This window comes from Cellulosimicrobium sp. CpK407 (assembly GCF_051844275.1).
GTDB classification, from domain to species: domain Bacteria; phylum Actinomycetota; class Actinomycetes; order Actinomycetales; family Cellulomonadaceae; genus Cellulosimicrobium; species Cellulosimicrobium cellulans_G.
Genome location: NZ_JBGNYC010000022.1, coordinates 1 through 17,168 on the forward strand (window position 1 = coordinate 1; position 17,168 = coordinate 17,168).

At 71.7% G+C, this 17,168-nt stretch carries 30 protein-coding genes; 2 read left to right on the forward strand and 28 right to left on the reverse strand.

Going from position 1 to position 17,168, the window contains the following annotated elements:
* The 9 genes from ABWU78_RS11200 to ABWU78_RS11240 all read right to left on the reverse strand — a co-directional run.
* Positions 1-1,236: phage major capsid protein (locus ABWU78_RS11200; protein WP_439158390.1), on the reverse strand; the 1,236-nt coding region annotated here is incomplete at its 3' end.
* On the reverse strand, positions 1,233-1,868 hold the full coding sequence (locus tag ABWU78_RS11205) for an HK97 family phage prohead protease (protein ID WP_439158391.1): 636 nt from the start codon (positions 1,866-1,868) through the stop codon (positions 1,233-1,235). The genes ABWU78_RS11205 and ABWU78_RS11200, both read right to left, overlap by 4 nt.
* A complete protein-coding gene (locus ABWU78_RS11210) occupies positions 1,865-3,286 on the reverse strand; it encodes a phage portal protein (protein ID WP_439158392.1) in 1,422 nt (473 codons plus the stop codon). Before ABWU78_RS11210 ends, ABWU78_RS11205 begins: the two co-directional genes overlap by 4 nt.
* Positions 3,286-3,495: a hypothetical protein gene (locus tag ABWU78_RS11215; RefSeq protein WP_439158393.1), complete on the reverse strand. Its 210-nt coding sequence runs from the start codon at positions 3,493-3,495 to the stop codon at positions 3,286-3,288. Before ABWU78_RS11215 ends, ABWU78_RS11210 begins: the two co-directional genes overlap by 1 nt.
* Positions 3,496-3,512: 17 nt before the next feature.
* Complete coding sequence (locus ABWU78_RS11220) at positions 3,513-5,327, reverse strand: terminase large subunit (RefSeq protein ID WP_439158394.1); 1,815 nt, start codon at positions 5,325-5,327, stop codon at positions 3,513-3,515.
* Positions 5,296-5,751, reverse strand: a complete 456-nt coding sequence (locus tag ABWU78_RS11225) for a phage terminase small subunit P27 family (RefSeq protein WP_175008126.1) — start codon at positions 5,749-5,751, stop codon at positions 5,296-5,298. Before ABWU78_RS11225 ends, ABWU78_RS11220 begins: the two co-directional genes overlap by 32 nt.
* A gap of 141 nt (positions 5,752-5,892) precedes the next feature.
* Complete coding sequence (locus ABWU78_RS11230; RefSeq protein ID WP_439158395.1) at positions 5,893-6,321, reverse strand: hypothetical protein; 429 nt, start codon at positions 6,319-6,321, stop codon at positions 5,893-5,895.
* 85 nt (positions 6,322-6,406) lie between these two features.
* Positions 6,407-6,736: a hypothetical protein gene (locus ABWU78_RS11235; protein ID WP_439158396.1), complete on the reverse strand. Its 330-nt coding sequence runs from the start codon at positions 6,734-6,736 to the stop codon at positions 6,407-6,409.
* On the reverse strand, positions 6,733-7,116 hold the full coding sequence (locus tag ABWU78_RS11240; protein ID WP_439158397.1) for an HNH endonuclease: 384 nt from the start codon (positions 7,114-7,116) through the stop codon (positions 6,733-6,735). Before ABWU78_RS11240 ends, ABWU78_RS11235 begins: the two co-directional genes overlap by 4 nt.
* A 36-nt stretch (positions 7,117-7,152) precedes the next feature.
* Between ABWU78_RS11240 and ABWU78_RS11245 the strand changes: the two genes are divergently transcribed.
* Positions 7,153-7,623 (forward strand): DUF4429 domain-containing protein, encoded by a 471-nt coding sequence (locus ABWU78_RS11245; RefSeq protein WP_439158398.1) that lies wholly within the window; start codon positions 7,153-7,155, stop codon positions 7,621-7,623.
* A 274-nt stretch (positions 7,624-7,897) separates the two neighbouring features.
* Here ABWU78_RS11245 and ABWU78_RS11250 read toward each other — a convergent pair whose 3' ends face one another.
* Positions 7,898-8,107 (reverse strand): hypothetical protein, encoded by a 210-nt coding sequence (locus ABWU78_RS11250; RefSeq protein WP_439158399.1) that lies wholly within the window; start codon positions 8,105-8,107, stop codon positions 7,898-7,900.
* A 24-nt stretch (positions 8,108-8,131) separates the two neighbouring features.
* On the opposite strand from ABWU78_RS11250, the gene ABWU78_RS11255 reads away from it, so the two are divergent.
* A complete protein-coding gene (locus ABWU78_RS11255) occupies positions 8,132-9,016 on the forward strand; it encodes a hypothetical protein (protein WP_439158400.1) in 885 nt (294 codons plus the stop codon).
* On the opposite strand, the gene ABWU78_RS11260 is transcribed toward ABWU78_RS11255, so the two are convergent.
* The 18 genes from ABWU78_RS11260 to ABWU78_RS11345 all read right to left on the reverse strand — a co-directional run bounded on the left by ABWU78_RS11260 (position 8,982) and on the right by ABWU78_RS11345 (position 17,009).
* Positions 8,982-9,344, reverse strand: coding sequence for a hypothetical protein (locus ABWU78_RS11260; protein WP_439158401.1), 363 nt, complete (start codon positions 9,342-9,344; stop codon positions 8,982-8,984). The genes ABWU78_RS11255 and ABWU78_RS11260 overlap by 35 nt on opposite strands.
* Positions 9,341-9,475: a hypothetical protein gene (locus ABWU78_RS11265; RefSeq protein ID WP_439158402.1), complete on the reverse strand. Its 135-nt coding sequence runs from the start codon at positions 9,473-9,475 to the stop codon at positions 9,341-9,343. The genes ABWU78_RS11260 and ABWU78_RS11265 overlap by 4 nt, the downstream gene beginning before the upstream one ends.
* Complete coding sequence (locus ABWU78_RS11270) at positions 9,468-9,815, reverse strand: hypothetical protein (protein ID WP_439158403.1); 348 nt, start codon at positions 9,813-9,815, stop codon at positions 9,468-9,470. The genes ABWU78_RS11265 and ABWU78_RS11270 overlap by 8 nt, the downstream gene beginning before the upstream one ends.
* Complete coding sequence (locus ABWU78_RS11275) at positions 9,808-10,116, reverse strand: hypothetical protein (RefSeq protein WP_439158404.1); 309 nt, start codon at positions 10,114-10,116, stop codon at positions 9,808-9,810. Before ABWU78_RS11275 ends, ABWU78_RS11270 begins: the two co-directional genes overlap by 8 nt.
* Complete coding sequence (locus ABWU78_RS11280; protein WP_439158405.1) at positions 10,113-10,667, reverse strand: hypothetical protein; 555 nt, start codon at positions 10,665-10,667, stop codon at positions 10,113-10,115. The genes ABWU78_RS11275 and ABWU78_RS11280 overlap by 4 nt, the downstream gene beginning before the upstream one ends.
* A complete protein-coding gene (locus ABWU78_RS11285; protein ID WP_439158406.1) occupies positions 10,664-11,290 on the reverse strand; it encodes a hypothetical protein in 627 nt (208 codons plus the stop codon). The genes ABWU78_RS11280 and ABWU78_RS11285 overlap by 4 nt, the downstream gene beginning before the upstream one ends.
* Positions 11,287-12,000, reverse strand: a complete 714-nt coding sequence (locus ABWU78_RS11290) for a DUF2637 domain-containing protein (RefSeq protein WP_439158407.1) — start codon at positions 11,998-12,000, stop codon at positions 11,287-11,289. Before ABWU78_RS11290 ends, ABWU78_RS11285 begins: the two co-directional genes overlap by 4 nt.
* 83 nt (positions 12,001-12,083) lie before the next feature.
* Positions 12,084-12,347, reverse strand: coding sequence for a hypothetical protein (locus ABWU78_RS11295; RefSeq protein ID WP_439158408.1), 264 nt, complete (start codon positions 12,345-12,347; stop codon positions 12,084-12,086).
* Entirely contained in the window at positions 12,347-12,673 is a 327-nt protein-coding gene (locus ABWU78_RS11300; RefSeq protein ID WP_439158409.1) for a hypothetical protein, read from the reverse strand. The genes ABWU78_RS11295 and ABWU78_RS11300 overlap by 1 nt, the downstream gene beginning before the upstream one ends.
* Positions 12,670-12,996, reverse strand: coding sequence for a hypothetical protein (locus ABWU78_RS11305; RefSeq protein ID WP_439158410.1), 327 nt, complete (start codon positions 12,994-12,996; stop codon positions 12,670-12,672). Before ABWU78_RS11305 ends, ABWU78_RS11300 begins: the two co-directional genes overlap by 4 nt.
* A complete protein-coding gene (locus ABWU78_RS11310) occupies positions 12,993-13,703 on the reverse strand; it encodes a hypothetical protein (RefSeq protein WP_439158411.1) in 711 nt (236 codons plus the stop codon). Before ABWU78_RS11310 ends, ABWU78_RS11305 begins: the two co-directional genes overlap by 4 nt.
* 41 nt (positions 13,704-13,744) lie before the next feature.
* Positions 13,745-13,909 (reverse strand): hypothetical protein, encoded by a 165-nt coding sequence (locus ABWU78_RS11315; RefSeq protein ID WP_439158412.1) that lies wholly within the window; start codon positions 13,907-13,909, stop codon positions 13,745-13,747.
* A complete protein-coding gene (locus ABWU78_RS11320; RefSeq protein WP_439158413.1) occupies positions 13,906-14,121 on the reverse strand; it encodes a hypothetical protein in 216 nt (71 codons plus the stop codon). The genes ABWU78_RS11315 and ABWU78_RS11320 overlap by 4 nt, the downstream gene beginning before the upstream one ends.
* Before the next feature lie 87 nt (positions 14,122-14,208).
* Positions 14,209-14,475, reverse strand: a complete 267-nt coding sequence (locus ABWU78_RS11325) for a hypothetical protein (RefSeq protein WP_439158414.1) — start codon at positions 14,473-14,475, stop codon at positions 14,209-14,211.
* A gap of 164 nt (positions 14,476-14,639) precedes the next feature.
* Entirely contained in the window at positions 14,640-15,236 is a 597-nt protein-coding gene (locus tag ABWU78_RS11330) for a hypothetical protein (protein ID WP_439158415.1), read from the reverse strand.
* On the reverse strand, positions 15,233-16,183 hold the full coding sequence (locus tag ABWU78_RS11335) for a helix-turn-helix domain-containing protein (protein ID WP_439158416.1): 951 nt from the start codon (positions 16,181-16,183) through the stop codon (positions 15,233-15,235). The genes ABWU78_RS11330 and ABWU78_RS11335 overlap by 4 nt, the downstream gene beginning before the upstream one ends.
* On the reverse strand, positions 16,180-16,719 hold the full coding sequence (locus ABWU78_RS11340) for a hypothetical protein (protein WP_439158417.1): 540 nt from the start codon (positions 16,717-16,719) through the stop codon (positions 16,180-16,182). The genes ABWU78_RS11335 and ABWU78_RS11340 overlap by 4 nt, the downstream gene beginning before the upstream one ends.
* On the reverse strand, positions 16,716-17,009 hold the full coding sequence (locus ABWU78_RS11345; protein WP_439158418.1) for a hypothetical protein: 294 nt from the start codon (positions 17,007-17,009) through the stop codon (positions 16,716-16,718). Before ABWU78_RS11345 ends, ABWU78_RS11340 begins: the two co-directional genes overlap by 4 nt.
* Between the last annotated feature and the right edge of the window lie 159 nt (positions 17,010-17,168).

Consider the following 17,168-nt stretch of genomic DNA (forward strand, 5'->3'; position numbering starts at 1 on the left):
GAGCCGGTTCGGCCGCCAGATGACCTGGCCGGCGCGGAGCTCCGCGCGCACGTACACCTTGTTGCGCTGCGCGTAGTCCTTGTGCTGGTTGAACGCCTCGATCGACAGGCCCTCGCGGTCGAGGAGCGCGACGGTCGAGAAGTCGCCCAGGATCGCGGTGCCCGTGCCGGACAGGCGCTCAGACACGATGCGGGGGCGGCCCCACGCGGTGCCCGGCCCGGACGAGAACGGGCCCTGACCGAGGTAGCGGCCCGTGTCGTCCTGCAGCAGGTCCCACGCCTCGTCGTCCTCGGGGGACATCACGACGGCGGTGACCTGGCCGCCGAGGCGCGTCACCTTCGTGATGCCCTTGCGGACCGAGCGCACCTGGTCGACGTCAAACGCCTGGTTCTGGACGCCGGTCGTGTTGAGGATGCCGCGCGGCTCGCCGTTGGTGCCGGTGCCGTTGAGCAGCTTGTCCTCGATCTCCGACTTGAGCGAGTACTCGAGCTCGGTGTTGAGGAACGTCGCGAACGCGGGCGCGTCGGCGAGGAGGTCGTTCGTGACGTCGTAGCCATCGGCGTACGTGTACGGCTTCGCGTCCGCGAGGGCGGTCGTGAAGTCGGACAGCGGCTTAAGCTCGTTCCCGTCCCCGGCGTCGGTCGCCTCGGAGACGATCTTCGCGCCGCGGTTCACGCCCGTGATCTGGACGTACTCGAACGCGCCGGCCATCTCACCGCGGCTGATGATGTCCAGCAGCGTGAGGCGCGGGCGGTCGATCATGTCGAGCGTCGGGTACCGGATCGGCTGGATGCGCGCGACCGGCGTGCCGATGAGCGCCTTCATGTCACCGACGCGCTCGCGCTCGATCCGGACGGCGGAGCCCGTGCCGACGCCGGACGGGAACGCCTTGCGGAAGCGCTGGTACGCCTCCGACTTGACGAACGCCTGCCCGAGGGCGAGGGCGTCCGCCTTCTCGCGGCGGTCCGTGACCTGCGTCCGGGACGACTTCGTGTCCGTGTCGTCGGGCGCGTCGTCGTCGCGGTCCTCGTCGGGCTCGGCGGCGGTCACTGCCTTGAGCGCGGCGCGGGCCTCGTCGTCGGCCTTGATGAGCCGGTCGAGGTCGGCGACCTCGGTCTGGATCGCCTTGGCGCGCTCGACCTCGCTCTCGGTCAGGTCGCGGCTCTCGGCCTGCGCCTTCTCGGCGATGGTCCGCGCCTCCTTGATGAGCGCGAGGCGCTGTGCCTTGCGGTTCATGCGTTGCTCCCCTCGGGGTTGTTGGTGAACGCCCACGCCCCGAGGGCGTCAGCGGTGATGAGCGGGGCTGCGGACCCCTCGTCCCCCTTGCGTTCGGGGGGCGTCTTGTCGCGGCGAGACGAGGGCGGGGTGCCCTTCACGTCTCGCAGCTCGGTCTGGCGGTTCACGCCGAGCAGGCAGGGCCCGACCTCGTGGAGCGTGAGCTTGCGCAGCTCGTACACCTCGCTGTCGTCGCGCTCGCCCCACCCGCCGTCGTCGACGTCGAAGCCGAACGAGAACTGCCGCACACGGCGCGCCTTGAGCAGCTTGTGCACCTGCGTCGCCGTCGGGTTTTCGAGGTCGAGGGCCCCACGCACGAGCAGGCCCTCGACGATCTCCTCGGCCTTCACGACGTGGCCGATGTGGGAGAACGGGTCGGTCCACTGGTGCGACCACACGACGGGGATCGGGTCGCCCGACGCCGCGTGCTTCGCGAGCGTGTCCGTGAACGCGCCCGGAAGGACGACGTCGCCGTAGGTGTCGACGACGTTGAACACGGACACGAGCGCGAGGAACTCGCCCTCGGCCAGGTCGTTGTCGTCGCCGGGGCCAACGGCCTTGATCGCGGCGTTCGCCTGCTTCAGGTAGGTCACGTTGCGCCCTCCTCGGGTTCGTCGTCGGGCTGCTGGACCGTCACGGGCAGCAGGCCGAGGTGCTTGATCGGGTCGAGACCGACGGCCTCGAGGGACGCCTCTGGGTCGAAGCCGGAGCGGATGAGCGCAGTCGCGGCGGTGACACGCTTTGCGATGTCGTCGGCCCCGAGCGGGACGCTCAGTTGCAGGCCGCCTGCTCCGCCCGAACCGGGACCGGTGTCGCGCGGTGAGGCGAGCCCGCCGGCGAGCACGTTCAGCGGCGTGATGAGGTCGTCGCCGCCCTCGACGGGCGGCATGTTCCGCATGCGGCGGCCCTCGTTGCGCGTCATCCACGGCGCGCCGATCGAGGACTGCATCGCCTGCGCCTGCTCGAGGAACGACCCGCGCAGCTTCGCGTCGACGTGGGCCTCGACGTACCGGCCGTCCGCCTCGCCGAGCACCCGGAGGAGCATGACGTCGATCGCCTGTTCCCACGCGACGATGCCTGGCCCCAGCGCGATGCTGAACAGCATCTGTCGGAACGCGTCGACGTTCGAGAAGTTGCCCTCGCGCGCGCCGACGAGCTCGGGCGCGATGTGCCAGAACGATGCGACCTCGGCGTCCGTGAGCTGTCGCGCTTCGAGCACCTCGAGCGTCTGCGGGCTGAACGCTTCGACCTTCTTGAGCGTCATGCCGTCCTCGAGGATGGGCGTGCCGCCCTCGTCGCCTCCGCCGGCCTTGTACGCGGCGAACTGGGACCGGAAGCGGTTCCAGGCGGCGTCGCTCCACTGGCCGGCTTCCTTCGGACGCTCGATCACGTTGGAGACGCGCGCGCCGTTGCGGAACAGGTCGCGCCGGTACTTGCGCGCTTCGTCGGACTCGAGCAGGACGTCCTTGATCGTCTCGATGGGCGCGGTCTCGTGGCCCCAGGACGACGAGTAGCCGCCGTCGAACACGCACACGGCCGGGTCGATGTCGTACCGCTCGCCGTCCTTGGGCCAGACCCGGACGGCGGTCGGCACGCCGTACTCGTCGCGCTTCACCCGGAACCGGCCCGGGGGGATGCGGAAGAACTGCGCCGGGGCGTCGCCGTCGGCGTCGAGCACGACGAAGCACCACCGGTCGTAGATCAGGCCGTCAACGTGGATGGTGTGCCAGAACCGGTAGGGCGTCGTGTACGGCATCGGCCGCCCGAGGAGCTCGGCCGTCGCGCCGGCCCGGATGCGCCGCCGGTCTCCCGAGTCGTCCGTCCGTGAGTACACGTGCAGCGGGATCGACGCGAGGTTCCGCGCGATGAAGTCGACGACCTTGCGCACCGACGGCTGCGTGCGCCAGACGTCGCGCGGGTCGACGACGAGCGTGTCGAGCGGAACGGGCGGGTCGGGAACGTAGACGGCCGGGCCGGTGCGCTCACCGTCGACCGTGACGAACCGCCCCATCACAGCACCTGCACGAAGCGGACGGCCGCGGCGAGGAACACGACGTGGCCCGCGAGGTTCGGGCCGCGCTCGCCGTCGGCGAACCAGTACTCCTCGACCTCGACCGTGATCGCTTCCTTGCTGGCGTCGATGAGCCGCCCGCGGAACGACTCGCCGCTGACGTCGACGACGTTCACGTTCCGACCGAAGTGCTTGCGGAACTCGCGCATCGCGCCCCTCCTCGGGATCACACGACCCGCAGGTCGTTGGTGGTGTAGACGGACTCGACCTCGGCGTTCGCCATGGCCTCGGACATCGCGGTCACCACCGCGGACCAGCCGTCGATCTTGTTGCCGGACGTGCCGCCGCGCTGCTTGGAGGGCTTCACGTTCCCGGCGGCGTCGGTCTCGACGGCGAGGTTGTCGGTCATCCATCGCATGACCGGGTTCCCGCCGTGGCGGAGCATCGGGCGCGCGGCGTCCTCCTGGGAGCCGAGCAGCAGCAGCCGCTGACACTCCTTGAGGGCGGGGGAGAGGGTGAGGAACCCCTGCCGCACCTTCACCATGGGCAGGCCCTTGCCGGCGAGGTTGTTCACGAGCTGCGTCGCGCCGTAGGGGTCGAACCCGAACGACCGGATCGTGAACCGCTCGGAGTCGGCGACGGCCTGCGTCTCGATGAAGTCGTAGTCCGTGACGTTGCCCGGGGTGACCGTGAGCCACCCCTCCTTGACCCAGCGGGACGCCGCGCCGGCGGTCCGCTTGTCGAGCGCTTCGAGGTTCGCCTCGGGCGTCCAGAACCGCCAGACGGCGTCGAACCCTCCGCCGTCCGCGGGGAACAGGTGGCACATCGCCGACAGGTCCGACACCGATGCGAGGTCGAGACCGGAGTAGCACGCGCGGCCGACGAGGTCGTCCTCGCGCACGGTCATGCCCGCGTTCGCGTCCCACACAGCGAGGTCGATGTACCGCGACTCCTGCTTCGTGCGGATGCCGAGGTGCAGACGCAGGAACGCGGCGAGGTCCGCCGGGCTGTTCTTCGCCTTCCGCGACTCGGCCGCGAGGTACGCGCGGGTCGGGCTGATCCCGTACCCCGGGTTCGCCTTGCGCCACGTCGACTCCGCGTGCGGGTCGTCGCCCTCGTCCGCGGCCCACACGACGCCGTACACCGACTCGTCCTTGATGACCGCTCGGGCGAGCTGCTCGACGTACCGGCGCTTGCGGTCGTAGATCGTGTCGGGCTTCCCGGAGTCCGCCGTCGTGATGATGACGACGAGCGGCTGGGTGCGGGATCCGCGGCCGGTCTCGATCGTCTCGACGAGGTCCGGTGTCTTGTGGACGTGGAGCTCGTCGATGATGCCGCCGTGGATGTTCGCGCCGTGCTGTGCGTCGGCCGACGAGGAGACGACCTCGATGTACGACCCTGAGCGCACGTGAACGACGCGCTTCGCGAACGCCTTGACCTTGCCCTTGAGCGCGGGTGTGCGTTCCGCGAGGGTCTTGATCGGGTTGAAGACGAACCCGGCCTGCCGCTCGCTCGTCGCCGCGGTGACGACCTGCGCGCCCGCCTCCCCGTCGGCACACGCGAGGTAGATCGCGAGGCCCGCCGAGAGCGTGCTCTTACCGTTCTTGCGCGGGACGTCGACGTACAGGTCGCGGATGATCCGGACGTAGTCCCCGGCGTCGTCGTCCCACCGGACCCACCCGAACGTCGGCGCGATGATGTACGCGACCTGCCACGGGTCGGGCGTGAGCGGCTTCCCGGCCCACTGGCCGGCGACGTGCCGCAGCGCGGTGAACGCGCGGAGCACGCGGTCGACGTGGTCGAAAGAGAACTGCGCGCCGCGCACGGTGCGCGGCTCCGGGGTCTTGACCTTCGGCGGGCAGTCGGGGAGCGGGATGCCCCGGGCCGCCATGTACGCCGCGACCTCGGGACTGATCTTGAGGCGGCGCAGCGCCGCGGCCGACGGCCCACGAGGCTCGGACGCGGTCGCGCGCTTCGCCGGGTTCCCCGACTTGGCGGCCCGGCTCGTGCTAGTCGAACGGGTTCTCGTCGTCGTTGCCACGGCCGTCACCCCTTGCGAGCGCCTGCTCCGTGCTCGGGGTCAGGCCGAAGTGCGCGGCGATCGCGCGAACCTCCTTCGCGGCGTTGCGCTGGATCGCGACCGCCGGGTGCGGGATGAGGCCCTGCTTCGCCTCGATGAACAGGCCGTGCACGCGAATCTGGTCCGTCGCCTCGCAGAACACGGCCCACGCCTCGCAGTACGTGACGAGCGTCGCCCGGTCGCCCTCCTTGAGGAGGTCGAGCCGGACGAGCTCGGGCACGACCCGGTTCCACTCGTCGAGCGCTTCGCCGACGAGGTCGTCCGGCGGCGTCGGCGGGATGCGCCGGAACGTCGGCCCGGTCTCGACCGGGCGACCGCCCGAGTCCTTGCCCTCGCCGCGCCCGTTGAGGAGGCGCAGCTTCGCGGGAGCAGCGGTCCGACCCACCCGACGTCACCCCCTCCCGTGTCCACCCAGCGGTGGACACCCCCCTTCGCCGATCTGAGCAGCCGCGAAGAGAGGATCGGCGGCGCGGCCGGAGCCGAGGTCGGGCCAGATCGCGACACCCCCTCCACCTGGGGAGGGTGGTCAGCGGCTCCTGTACCCGACCTCGGGGACCTCGACGGTGACGTCCGCGCCGTGACACCAGGTTCGGACTGTTGCGAGGGCGACGCGGACGTCGGCGGGCGTGCCGTTGAGGATGACGATGCGGTCGCCATCGACGAGCGTGAGCCCGTACAGCGTCGTGGCCGTCGTGTACACGCGGACGTGGGACGGGTTGAGCGCCTGGCTCGCTCGCCAGTGGTGTGCGGCCTGCTGCGTCGGTGCGGCGATGAACACGAGCGGGCCACGGTCGGGTGTCGCGGGACGCGGGGTCGGCTCGGGCTCGCGTGCCTGCTGCTCGTCGCGTCGTCGGATCATCCGGCCGAGCGCGTACCCGAACAGCGCAGCGACGGCGAACCAGAGGCAGAGGAAGAACCCGCCGAGGTCAAGGAGAGCGGTGGCGACGTCGCTCATGACTCGCTCCACAGGACGTAGTCATCCTTCGTCGTCTCGCGCGCCCGCTTGATCGCGGCCAGGACGAGGGCGAGAGCGGCGGCCGTCACCGGGTCACCCGGGCAGTGGAGGCCGCGTCGCGGAGCAGGGCGTCGAGCACCTGGGGGAGGGTGTCCGGTTCAGCGTGCACCGTCACGTTGACGACGACGTCGAGCGCGGGAGAGAGGGGCTCGGCGGGGGCTTCCTGCTGGGTGGCGCGGTCGAGCTCGCCGTCGAGCGTGAGGACGACGCCGCGCTGCTCGAGCGCGGCGACGAACGCGGCGGCGTCCCGGTGGGACGTGAGCTCGCCGACGAGGTTGCCGAACTTCTCGTCGCACGTGATGCGGACGAGGTCGACGACGTCGTCGGTCGCGGCCGTGGGCTGGGGGTCGGTCATCGGTTCGCTCCTCGTCGTCGTGCGCGCATGCGCTCGGTGTCGCGGTACGTCTTCACGTCGTGGCACGAGGCGCAGAGGCCCTGCCCGTTGCGGGTGTCGGTGCGGGCACCGCCCTCACCGATCGGGACGATGTGGTCGGCCTGCGTTGCTGGGGCGGTGCAGGGGCCGGGGTGGTTGCCGCACCAGCCGGTGCAGCGGCACACGGGGTCGCGTTCGAGCACGAGGCGGCGGAACCGGCCCCGCTCGGCACCCGTCAGGGCGCGCGTGTTCGCGGACGGGTTCTCCCACGGCTTGCGCTGGTGGTCGGCGCACCGACCCCTGTCGGTGGTGAGCTGGTGGCACCCGGGGACGGGGCAGCGGGACGGGGGAGCGACGGGCACCGGGCGTCACCTCCGGGCGATCGCTACCCTTCGGCCATGAACGAGGAGCTGCAGGTCAAGGGTGTCAACGGGGTTGTGACGTTCGACGGGTCGTTCGTGACGATCGAGCGGAAGGGGCTCGCGCGGGCCACGATCGGGAAGGGGACGAAGCGCATCCCGATCGCGTCGATCACCGCGGTGCAGTGGAAGCAGCCTGGCGCACTGGTGAACGGGTTCATCCAGTTCACGCTGGGCGGCGGGGTCGAGCGGCGGTCGTCGTTCGGGTCGCAGACCTTCGACGCGGGCAAGGACGAGAACTCCGTCATCATGACGAAGAAGCAGGGCCCGGAGTTCGAGGCGCTACGCGCCGCCGTCGAGGCGGCGATCGCGGCTCACCACGCACCGTCGGCACCAGCCGCGCCGGCGTCTGGTGCGGAGGAGGTCGCGAGGCTCGCGGACCTGCACCAGCGGGGCATCCTTTCGGACGAGGAGTTCACGGCGGCGAAGGCGCGGGCGCTGGGTCTGTGAACGGGTGGCGGCCCCGCCGTCCGGGTGTCGACGCTGTCACCGGAGGGCGGGGCGTGCTCATGGGTGCCGCGAGCGGGCCAACGTCGTGCCCTTCGGTGCCCCGGACCGGCATCAGGTCCCGGCCCGCTCGCGCGCTATTCGGTTGTGGAACAGGGTCCGCCCCCGGGAGCTCGCGCAGCTCGACCGGGGGCGGACGGTGTCGCGCCACCAGCACGCCCGGGAGCGAAGCGGGCACACGTGTAGCGCTGCATCGAAGTGTGGCCGACCTGCACGTCTATTGCAAGTAGCCGCGCGTGCGTGATGTGGTGGACGGTTTGGGCGCGTGCGACTTGGCGACCTCGTAGACCTGCGCGAGGTCGACGAGGGTGCGGCGGTTCTCGCGTCCATGCGCGGTGAGCCAGCCCTTGCGGAGCCAGTCACGGATCGTCGCGGGGGAGCGGGCGACGGCGACCGCCGCGGCGTGCGTGTCTACAAGTTGTGTCACGGGATGCGGGTACCTTTCTCGGTCATGGGATTGCTGTCATGGGGCCGGGACGTTTGGTACGGGCCAGCGCAGGGATCGGTGCCCAGTGCGCTCCCGGATGACAACCGGCACGACTGGGTGTTCAGCGGCGTGGTGACGGTGACCGACGTCCAGGAAGCGCTCGAACTCGCCGAGGGGATCTTCAAGTCGGAGGCAGCAACGCACGCTCCTCCGGGCGCGACAGTGGTCGTGCGGAGCCACTCCGGGACGGGCAACACCCGGTACGGAGTCAAGGTCTCCGACCTCGCCGGGGCCGAGTGGGAGAACGTGACGTTCGAAGTCGGGTTCGCATCTGAGATTGAGAATCCGCCAGACGAGTGGAACCGGTATCAGTGGCACGACACGATGCGGCTCAGTCTGAACGAATACGAAGCCGCGCTCATGTCCAGCCCCAACCGGGACGAGATGATGGGAACACGGGTAGGGGAGTCGACCTCGGAACGCGCCCACGCTGCCGCACTGAAGGCGCTCCTCTCCGGCGTGCGTCGCCGGACCCCCCCTGCGCGTCGGAAGCAGGCCGCTGCCGGTAGCGCGCCCGCAGTTCTGGGCGGTCTGTGGCTCTGGGCGATGCTCGCGGCAGAACCTCCACTCGCCGTCTGGCTGTTCTCGGCGGTGCTCACGGTGCTCGTCGGCGCTTCGCTGTTTCGCCTGCTCGCGCCCCCGATCCCGCAGGGCAGCCTCGGGCCCCACCACCCGGGGGCGAACGGCCGGCTCATGGTCGATCTCACCCCCCGCGAGAAGATGCTCGCCACCCGCGCGAGCGGTCACCGTGACGCAAAGGTCGTCGCGGTGACCGTCGCAGGCACGCTCCTCGCCGGCGTGCTCACCGCGTACTTCACGGGCCTGTGGACGCCGGGGGCTGGGAGTTAGCGCACTCCAGGTCGTAGAACACGCGCCATGCGAGGTTGCTCGCCTGGGACCGCTCGGTCGGCTTCTCGTAGCGGAGCTCGACGACGGTCTGGACGTCTCGCGCGGTGAAGGTGGCGAGGTCCATGACGGTCCCGAGGACGTCGAGGCGTTCGTCGGCCTTCCTCCGCCAGTCGAGGTACGCGATGCAGGGGCCGTGGTAGACCGGCCCGCCGGGGTTCAGGCGGTGACGGCCGTCGCGCTTCCACCGGAAGCGGTGGCCGCAGTGCCCGCACCGGAGGGTGAGCCAGCGGTGCACCTCGCGCGCGTCGAGCCACCTCGGCCGCCTCACGCGTTCTCCTCCGGGACCTCGACGGTGAAGACGCCTGATGTCGGTAGGTCGTCGCGGTCGAGCCCGAACGCCGCGCACGGGCAGCCGCAGCCGTCCCACATCGGGCACAGCTCCTGCTCGCAGTCAGCCATGGGTGGGCTCCTTCGGGTGGGGGACGTCGGGGACGTCGCGGTCGGGGTCGCAGGCGTTGGCTCGGATGTGCGCGTCCATGGCAGCGGTCGCCTCGGGCTGCGTGGCGAAGTCGTCGAACCAGCAGAGGCGCGACTGGTCGACGCCCTCGGACTGGCAGACCGCAGACCACGGGACGTGGCAGTACACGCCGGGCGCGTCACCCATGTGCTGGTGCTTGTGGACGAAGCGGTAGTACTCCACGGACGGTCCCGGCCCGGGGAAGCCCTCGCCGGCGGGGTTCTCGACGGCGGCCCGGCCGTCGCCCGCGGACGGAGCGGTGCCGGTGATGAGCTCAGCCACCGTCGACCTCCTCGTCGTTCATGTCGCGGGCGTTGACCTCGATCGGGCCGCGCAGCGCGAGGTCCGTCGGCACGGTGACGATGGCCGTCGGGGTGAGCGGTTCGAACGCCTCGGTGGGCAACCGCACGGTCACCTTCACCGCGACCTCGTCGCGTTCGAGCTTCGCGGGGCGTCCCTGGCGGAGCGCGACCACGCGCGCACCGCGGACGGGCCGGAGCCCGGTCTCCGGGTCCGGGGGTCGCCACGCGTTCCGCTCGGCTCGGATCACGAGGTAGGCCGTCGCGTCGGCGTGCCCGCTCACGCGGACCACGTCCACTCGACACCGTCACCGTCGAACGTCATGCTGATCGGGCCGGAGCGGGCGACGGCTGGCACGCAGTCGTCGCGGCGAAGGTCGTCGAGGTCGTCGCCGGCGTAGACCGCGCCGTCGTTCTCGAACCAGTCGGTGATCCAGCAGGGCTGGCCCGGTACACGGCGGTGCCCAGCCTCGTCGAACATGCGGTCGTTGCTCCACCGCCACGTCTCGCAGTCGCACGTCGGGTACGTGCGGCAGTCGGCGTCCTCCGGGGCGTTGCACGTGAAGACGACCCTGTCGACCGTCGGGCGCTCGTCCTCGTCGTCGGGGTCGGCCGGGTTCACGGTGACGGTGACGATGTGCCGATGAGTGCATGCGGTGGCGTCGTGCACCTGCCGCATGGTCCGCGCGGCGTTCAAGCCGTGCTGGTCGCAGGCCGGGTCGATCGTGTCCGTGCTGACGAGTCCGCAGGCGGTCTGCGGGCAGGGGCACGAGTCCTCGAGCGGGTGCCCGGTCCACGATCGGCCGAGGTGCTGGGGGCTGGGCGTGAGGCTCATCGGGTCGCCTCGCTTCCATCGCGGATCGCCTTGATGGTGGCGTCGAGCACGCGCAAGACGCCGCGCTGGACGGCCTGCAGCTCCGGGTTGTACCTGCTCCCGACGGGGTCGGACCCGGACGCGAACCGGTGGCGGGCCGCCTCGACGTGATGCGCGGCGAGCTCGCGGTCCGCGACGTACCGCCGCGAGTTCGGCCACAGGACGGCGACGGGGTAGACGAGGTCGGTCGACTCGACGCCCTCGGTGAAGCCGGTCGGGAGCCAGGGACGGAGCCCGCCCGCATTCTCGACGACGGTGCCGTTGGCGTCGCGGAGGACGGCGCGGGCCGGAAGGCTGTCGACCTGATCCGGGCCCGTCAAGGTTGCGGCCGGAACCTGGACGTCGTCGCCGGTTGGTGTAGGTTGCGCGGGCTCGAGCAGCACGGCGCGGCGGCGCGACACGGCGAACGAGCTCACGCAGGTGGGGCCGGTGATCGAGAACGTCTCGGAGCCGGACGACTGGCGCGTGCCCACCTTGACGGCCGCGCCCGGGCACCCGCAGGCGTCGGTGAAGCCGACGCGCGCGCCGAGCGGGAGCGCGTCGAGCTCGTCTTCGGTGAGGGTGGGGTGGTGGGTGTTCGTCATGCGGGCACCTCCTGGGTGCGAAGAAAGTCGGACACGGTGGTCTTGCTCAGGCCGACGTGGTCGGCGATCGCACGGACGGACAGTCCGTCCGCCTTGAGGCGGACGATCGTGTCCGCGTGGTCGGTGGCTCGGGACGGACGGGGCTGTCCGGCGACGCGGTGCCGGCGGACGGTGCGAGGGCGGCGACGGGCGGGGGAGCCGAGCTCGTCGACGATGGAGGCCCAGTCCGTCCGGGCGGGCCGTCCGGTGTCCGGGGTGGGTGCCGCGTCCGAGGTGTCCGGGCGGGCGATCATCCGGTCGGCGATCTCGTGGCAGCCGAGAAGGCTGCCGATCGGGAAGAGCCCGGCGAGGACCGCGCCCACGGTTCCCTGCCACCCGCCGGGACCCATGCCGAACGCGTGCGCGGCGTTCGCGAGGCTGGACACGGCCGTCCAGAGCGCGACCCACGTCCACGGCCGGACAGCGGACTCGCCGCGGGCGCGTGCTGCGAGAGCTGAGTACGTGTAGACGAGGATCGCGCCGTCGATGAACAGCGGGACGAGCGGGGCGAGGAACCACAGGACGGCGGCCCAGGGGGCGAGGGCGGACAGTCCGGCGAACGACAGGACGAAGGACACGGCCACGAGGAGGCCGGTCGCGGACATCGCCGCGACGAGCGCGTGCCGGGTGTCCGGGTTGATACGGGCCGGGCGGTGGTGCGGGTTGGTCATGATGGCTGCTCGCTCTCGGTTGGTGTCCGGTGCGCTGTCCGGGACGGTGGTGTCCGGCGTCCGGGCCGGACGGACGGACGCGGTCACGTGTTCACCCAGTCGCGTCCGCGGTAGCGGACGGGGTCCTGCCACGGTTCGCCGGGGCCCTCGGCGAAGAGGGACAGGCCCTCCGCGCCGTCCTCGGCGCGCTCCGACGGGCCAACGCGCCACACCGGGTCGGATGCCCACGCGGCACCGAGCTCGAACAGGAGTTCGGGGAGCTGCTCGGCTGCCTCCTCGCGGAGCGCGTCGAGCGTGCGGTCCAGGCCGGCGTACTCGAGCGGGAACTCGACGACGAGCGTGTCCATCACTCCACCTCCGCGAGGATCGCGGCCCGCACGGCATCGGCCTGTGCGGTGTACTCCGCAACGATGCCGGGATGACCGGCGCGGAAGTCCTCGCCGTCACCGACCGCATCGGCCAGCACCCGCTTGAGCCAGTCCGGGTCGTCGGGGTCGTGCAGGGCGGCGGACACGGTCGCATGGGCCTGGTGCGCTCGGGCAGCGTGCGCGCCGCCCATGTCGTGAGCGTCGCCAGTGGGGCAGCAGTACCCGTCGTGGTCGAGGCAATCCATCCGCGCGGGGTCGTGCTCCCGCGTCGCCTCGGTGGCGCGGGCCAGGGCGGGCGTGCTCATCGGGCACTCCCCGCCCTCATCGCCAACGGCTTGATGCCGATGGACTCGAGGTATCGCTCCTGCTCCTCGCGCTTCCGCCCGTAGGACACCTGGAACGCCTCATCCTTGTCGAGCACGGGCCCTGCGAGCTCCTCCCCGGACCAGGACTCGTACAGCTCGCCGGTGTCGCCGTCGTTCGCGTCGTAGTCCCACGAGGTGCCGCAGGACGGACATGTCCACCCGTCGCCGCCGTCGTTCTCGAGGTCGACGTCGCACGTGCTGCACGTCGGGTAGTGGATGACGAGGCTCGGCGCTTCCGCGAGCTTGAGGTACTCGGTGCTCATCGGGTCGCCTCGGCGTGCGCGCGGACGGCGACCGTGAGCGCCGTCGAGAGCGCGGACTCCCGGAGGCTGCCGCCGTCGGGGTTGGCCCACTGGTCGACGAGCTCGCGCGCGGCGTCGACGACGGGGCGCGCCGCGAGCAGCGCGGCACCGTTGGCGGCGGCACGCTGGTACGCCGCGAGGTGGTTCGCGCGCTCGGCCTCGAGCTCGGCGGCGAACGCCTCGGCCTTCGCGCGCTCGACGACGAGGGCGTCCTGCGCGCGCTGCGTCTCCTGCCGGGACTCGGCGAGGATCGACTCGAGCGTCGCGATGCGGACGGCGTGCTCGACGTCGACCCGGTGCGCGACGCCAGGTGGTGTGCCGACGAGCAGGGACGCGAGGCTGTCCGGCGAGTAGGCGCGGCGCGCCTGCGGGGGAGGGGCGATGAGGGTCGTGCCGCCGTTCTCGGCGACGACGGCGCACACGTCCGGCACGGCCGCGACGGCGGGGCGGTGGCCGGTGGGGGTCCCGCCGTCGATGGGCTCGAAGCCGTCGCGTGCCGCGAACGCGATCCGCTCGCCGTCCGCGTCGGGCTGGTCGAGTCGGATGACGTAGTCGTAGGCGCGGCCGACGGCGGCCTTGTCGCGGTGGTCGACGACGGTCGCGGTCGCTCCGTCGGTGCAGCGGACTCGGGTGCCGACGGGCACGCGGTCGGCGATGGTCGTGGTCATGGTTCGCTCCATGTGGTCGGTCGTCTACAACAGGTGGACGTTCAGGGCGTGCGTCGGTGCGCGCGGTACGCGATGAGGACCCCCAGTGTGATCGCGAGGGCGAGGGTTGCCCGGCCGTCGAGCCCGCCGGCGGCGGGCGGCAGGAGGATCACGGAGGCGAGCAGGCCGACCATGACGGCGACGGCCGCGAGGGCGAGCGCCTTCATGCGAGCCTCCGCGCGGTGAGTCGGGGCCGGGCCTCGGTGCGCTCGACGATCGTCTGGTCGACGGCGGCCGGCGAGGGCAGAGGCTCGGTGTCGAGGCCCAGCATGGTGAGGAGCTCGCGTGCGTCGTTGGTGCTGGTCGAGTGCTCGGCGACGGTGACGCGCGCGGAGTGCGTGAGGTCGGCGGTGCCGTTGAGGGCTGCGCGTCGGGCCATGGGTTCGCTCCCTGGACGAGTGTCTAGTTTCAGTGGACGGGGAGGGCGCGGGTCGACCGTCCGTGGTCGGGTCGACCCGCGCCCGGGTCATGCCGCCTTGATCGCGCCGGGAGGCGCGGCCGTGGCGATGTTGGCGAGGACGTCCGCGACGGCGGGGATGAGTGCCGCCGGGATGGGCTCGTCGTCGGTGACGGTGATGCTCACCGCGACGCCGTCCTGGTCGGTCCAGACTGCCTGGACCGTCACGACGCGTGCGGGTTCCCCGTCGGGGCCGATCGGGCCCCACCCGAGGGTGACAGGCTCCTTGTGGGAGAACCCGTCGTCGTCGATCGGGCTCCAAGCGGTGTGGGTCATGTTCGCTCCTTCCCGTCTACTAGTTGTAGACGATAGTGCACAGTTCGTTGTGATGTCTACCTCTCGCCGCGGTCGCATCCGAACATGCACACCCGTTCTAGTTCGAACACGTGTTCGAACCATAGCGGGTAGCGGACGGACCCGGCTCCCAACTCGCCCGGACATCACCCCCCGACCTGGGACGACGTCGCCGAAGAGTGCACGAGCCGCGACGCCGAAAGAGGCCACCGACCCCCGCAGCCCGGCATCCCGCACGCCACGGTCGCGGACTCCGGCTCAAGCCACAGCGACTGCATCCCGCACTCGTGGCACTCCGCCTCGAGCCGGTACGCGCCCGACACGATGCCGAGGACGACCCCCGCCCGGTGGTGCAGGCGGAATCCGTCCCGAGCGACCTCGTCGCCGAGGTCCGGGTCCTGCTCGTACACGCCCGGAAGGCTCGCAGCGAGGAACCCGACCCCGGTCGGCACCGACCTTGTGCTGCCGAGGCCCATGCGCAGCGTGCCGCGCACCGTCGGGACGAACCGCTCGACGAACGCCTCGACCTCGCGCATGAGGTCGATCACGTCCACCCGGACCGGGACCCGCGGCCCAGCGTGCGCCGGGCCCGACGGCCCGTCTGCCGACCCGCCCGAGCCCGCTGGCACGAGGCCGTGCAACTCGATCCACCGCTCCCCGACCTCGCGCACGACCCGCGCCGCCTTGGTCACGTACAGCGCGAGCTCGCGGGCCCGCTGCTCCTCGTACAGCCTCGTGCTCACTCGTCCCCCTCCGTCGTCGTGTTCCCCTCGGCAGCGGCCCGGCGTGCACGCTCGACGAGCTCACGCCCGAGCCGAGCCCGCTCCTCCTGCTCGGGGCTGAGGTCGTGGTCGCAGACCCGCGCGCCCTTGCCCGGCACGGAGATGTACCCGCGCTCGTCGCACAGGGGGCAGAACCGGATCGCGGCCCGGGCCTGCACGGCGGCCGTGTGTCGCTCCTGGCGCTGCCGCTCGGCCTCGGCGTGCGCTGCGTCCTTGGCTGCCTGCTCGGCGCGCTCTCTGGCGGCCTTGCAGCCCCAGCACGGGGGAGCGTCGTCGTCGAGCTGGTGGCGGGGGCACCGGTCCGGCCGCGTCAGCGGCACGGGCCCGGGTGCGATGTTCCCTCCGAGGTCCTCGAAGGGGGAGGGGGTGTCGCGGTCGTCGTCGCGCGCTGGTGACGCTTCCTCGGGAGCCTCCCCCCTCGGACGGTTAGTGGATGGTTCAAAGGATGGTTCCCCGGACACCCACGTCCCCCCGTCCCGGACACGCACGTCCCCCCGTTCGGACACTGGCGTCCCCCCGTCGACGCCACGGGAGGACGTGCGTGTCCCCCCGTTCGCGGGACGGGCGGACACTGGCGTCCCCCCGTCGACGAGGCGGTGACGCGCCGTCCGGTCGCAGTTCGACGGGCACGCGACGAGCACCTCGTACAGGTTCGGGCGGCGGTCGCCCGGGGTGCTCCGGTCACCGCCCCCGTTCACGTGCACACGAATCTCGCCGAGCGCCTCGAGCTCGCGCAGCGACCGCCGCACGGTGCGCTCGTCGACCCCGCCTGCGTACCGCGCGAGGGTCGACAGCGCGGGCCACGCCCCGCCGTCGCCGTCGTGGTTCGCGATGCCGAGGAGCACGAGCTTCGTCGTGCCCTTCGCCCGCGAGTGATGCAGGGCGAGCGCCATGGACTCCACGCTCACGGTGCACCGCCTCCTTCCGGGTGGAGCTCGAGCACGACGACGTGGTCGCCGCGCTCCGTGTGGTTCTCGGATCGGTCGTAGGTCTCGGGGCGCACGTGCCGGGGCCCGTCACCGGCGAGCACGCCCGCGGTGACGAGGCCGTCGAGGAGCGCCTTGCAGGTCGGGTGCCCGTTCGCGGCGTCGCCGTGCTTCCATCCGGTGCCCTTCGGGTAGGCGATGCGCCAGACGGCGTGCACACGGCCCGTGACGGGCGTGAGGGACTGCTCCTCGGCCGCGTCCTTCGCGAGCCCGTGCAGGGCCCGCACGAGGCGCGCCTTGTACGCGTGGTTCGTGATGGGCCGGTTCGACGTCAGCCACAGCGCGGGCGGCACGACGAAGCGCAGCGTCGGCGGCCCCGACGCGGCGGCGTGGCAGCCGCACGCACACGGCGCGGGCTCGTCGACGTCGAAGTCCCACGCGTCGCCCGTGCACGCCTTGTGCTTCCCCTGGCCGCAGTCGGGCGAGTAGGGCATCGCGCGCATGACCTCGCCGCTCACGCTGCCTCGCCCCACATCTGCTCGACGTACTGCCGCTCGAACTCCGCGTACGTCATGCGTCCGTGCCGGGCCCACCAGCCGCGCAGCTCCTCCGACGCCCACCGGTCGGCGCGCTGGTGCGACCCGATGAACAGCGAGTACGTGTCGACGCGCTCGCGCTGCCCGTCGCGGTTGAGCAGCACGCCGCCGAGCTCGTCGAGCGCGCGCCGGTACTGGCCCTCGCGGTAGTCCTCGAACGCCTCTCGGCACGCGCGGTACTGGTCGAGCGCGGCCTCGAAGATCACGCTCACCCCGCGTCACCGCCCTCGTGCGTCGCGCGATGCCTCGCGAGGACCTCCGGTGTCACGTGCAGCACGCGACCCCCGCGTGTGACCGAGACCGTCGCGGCGTGGTGGTCGACGAAGCGCTGACACACGGCGCACCACAGGGGGACGGTGGTGCCCTCCTCG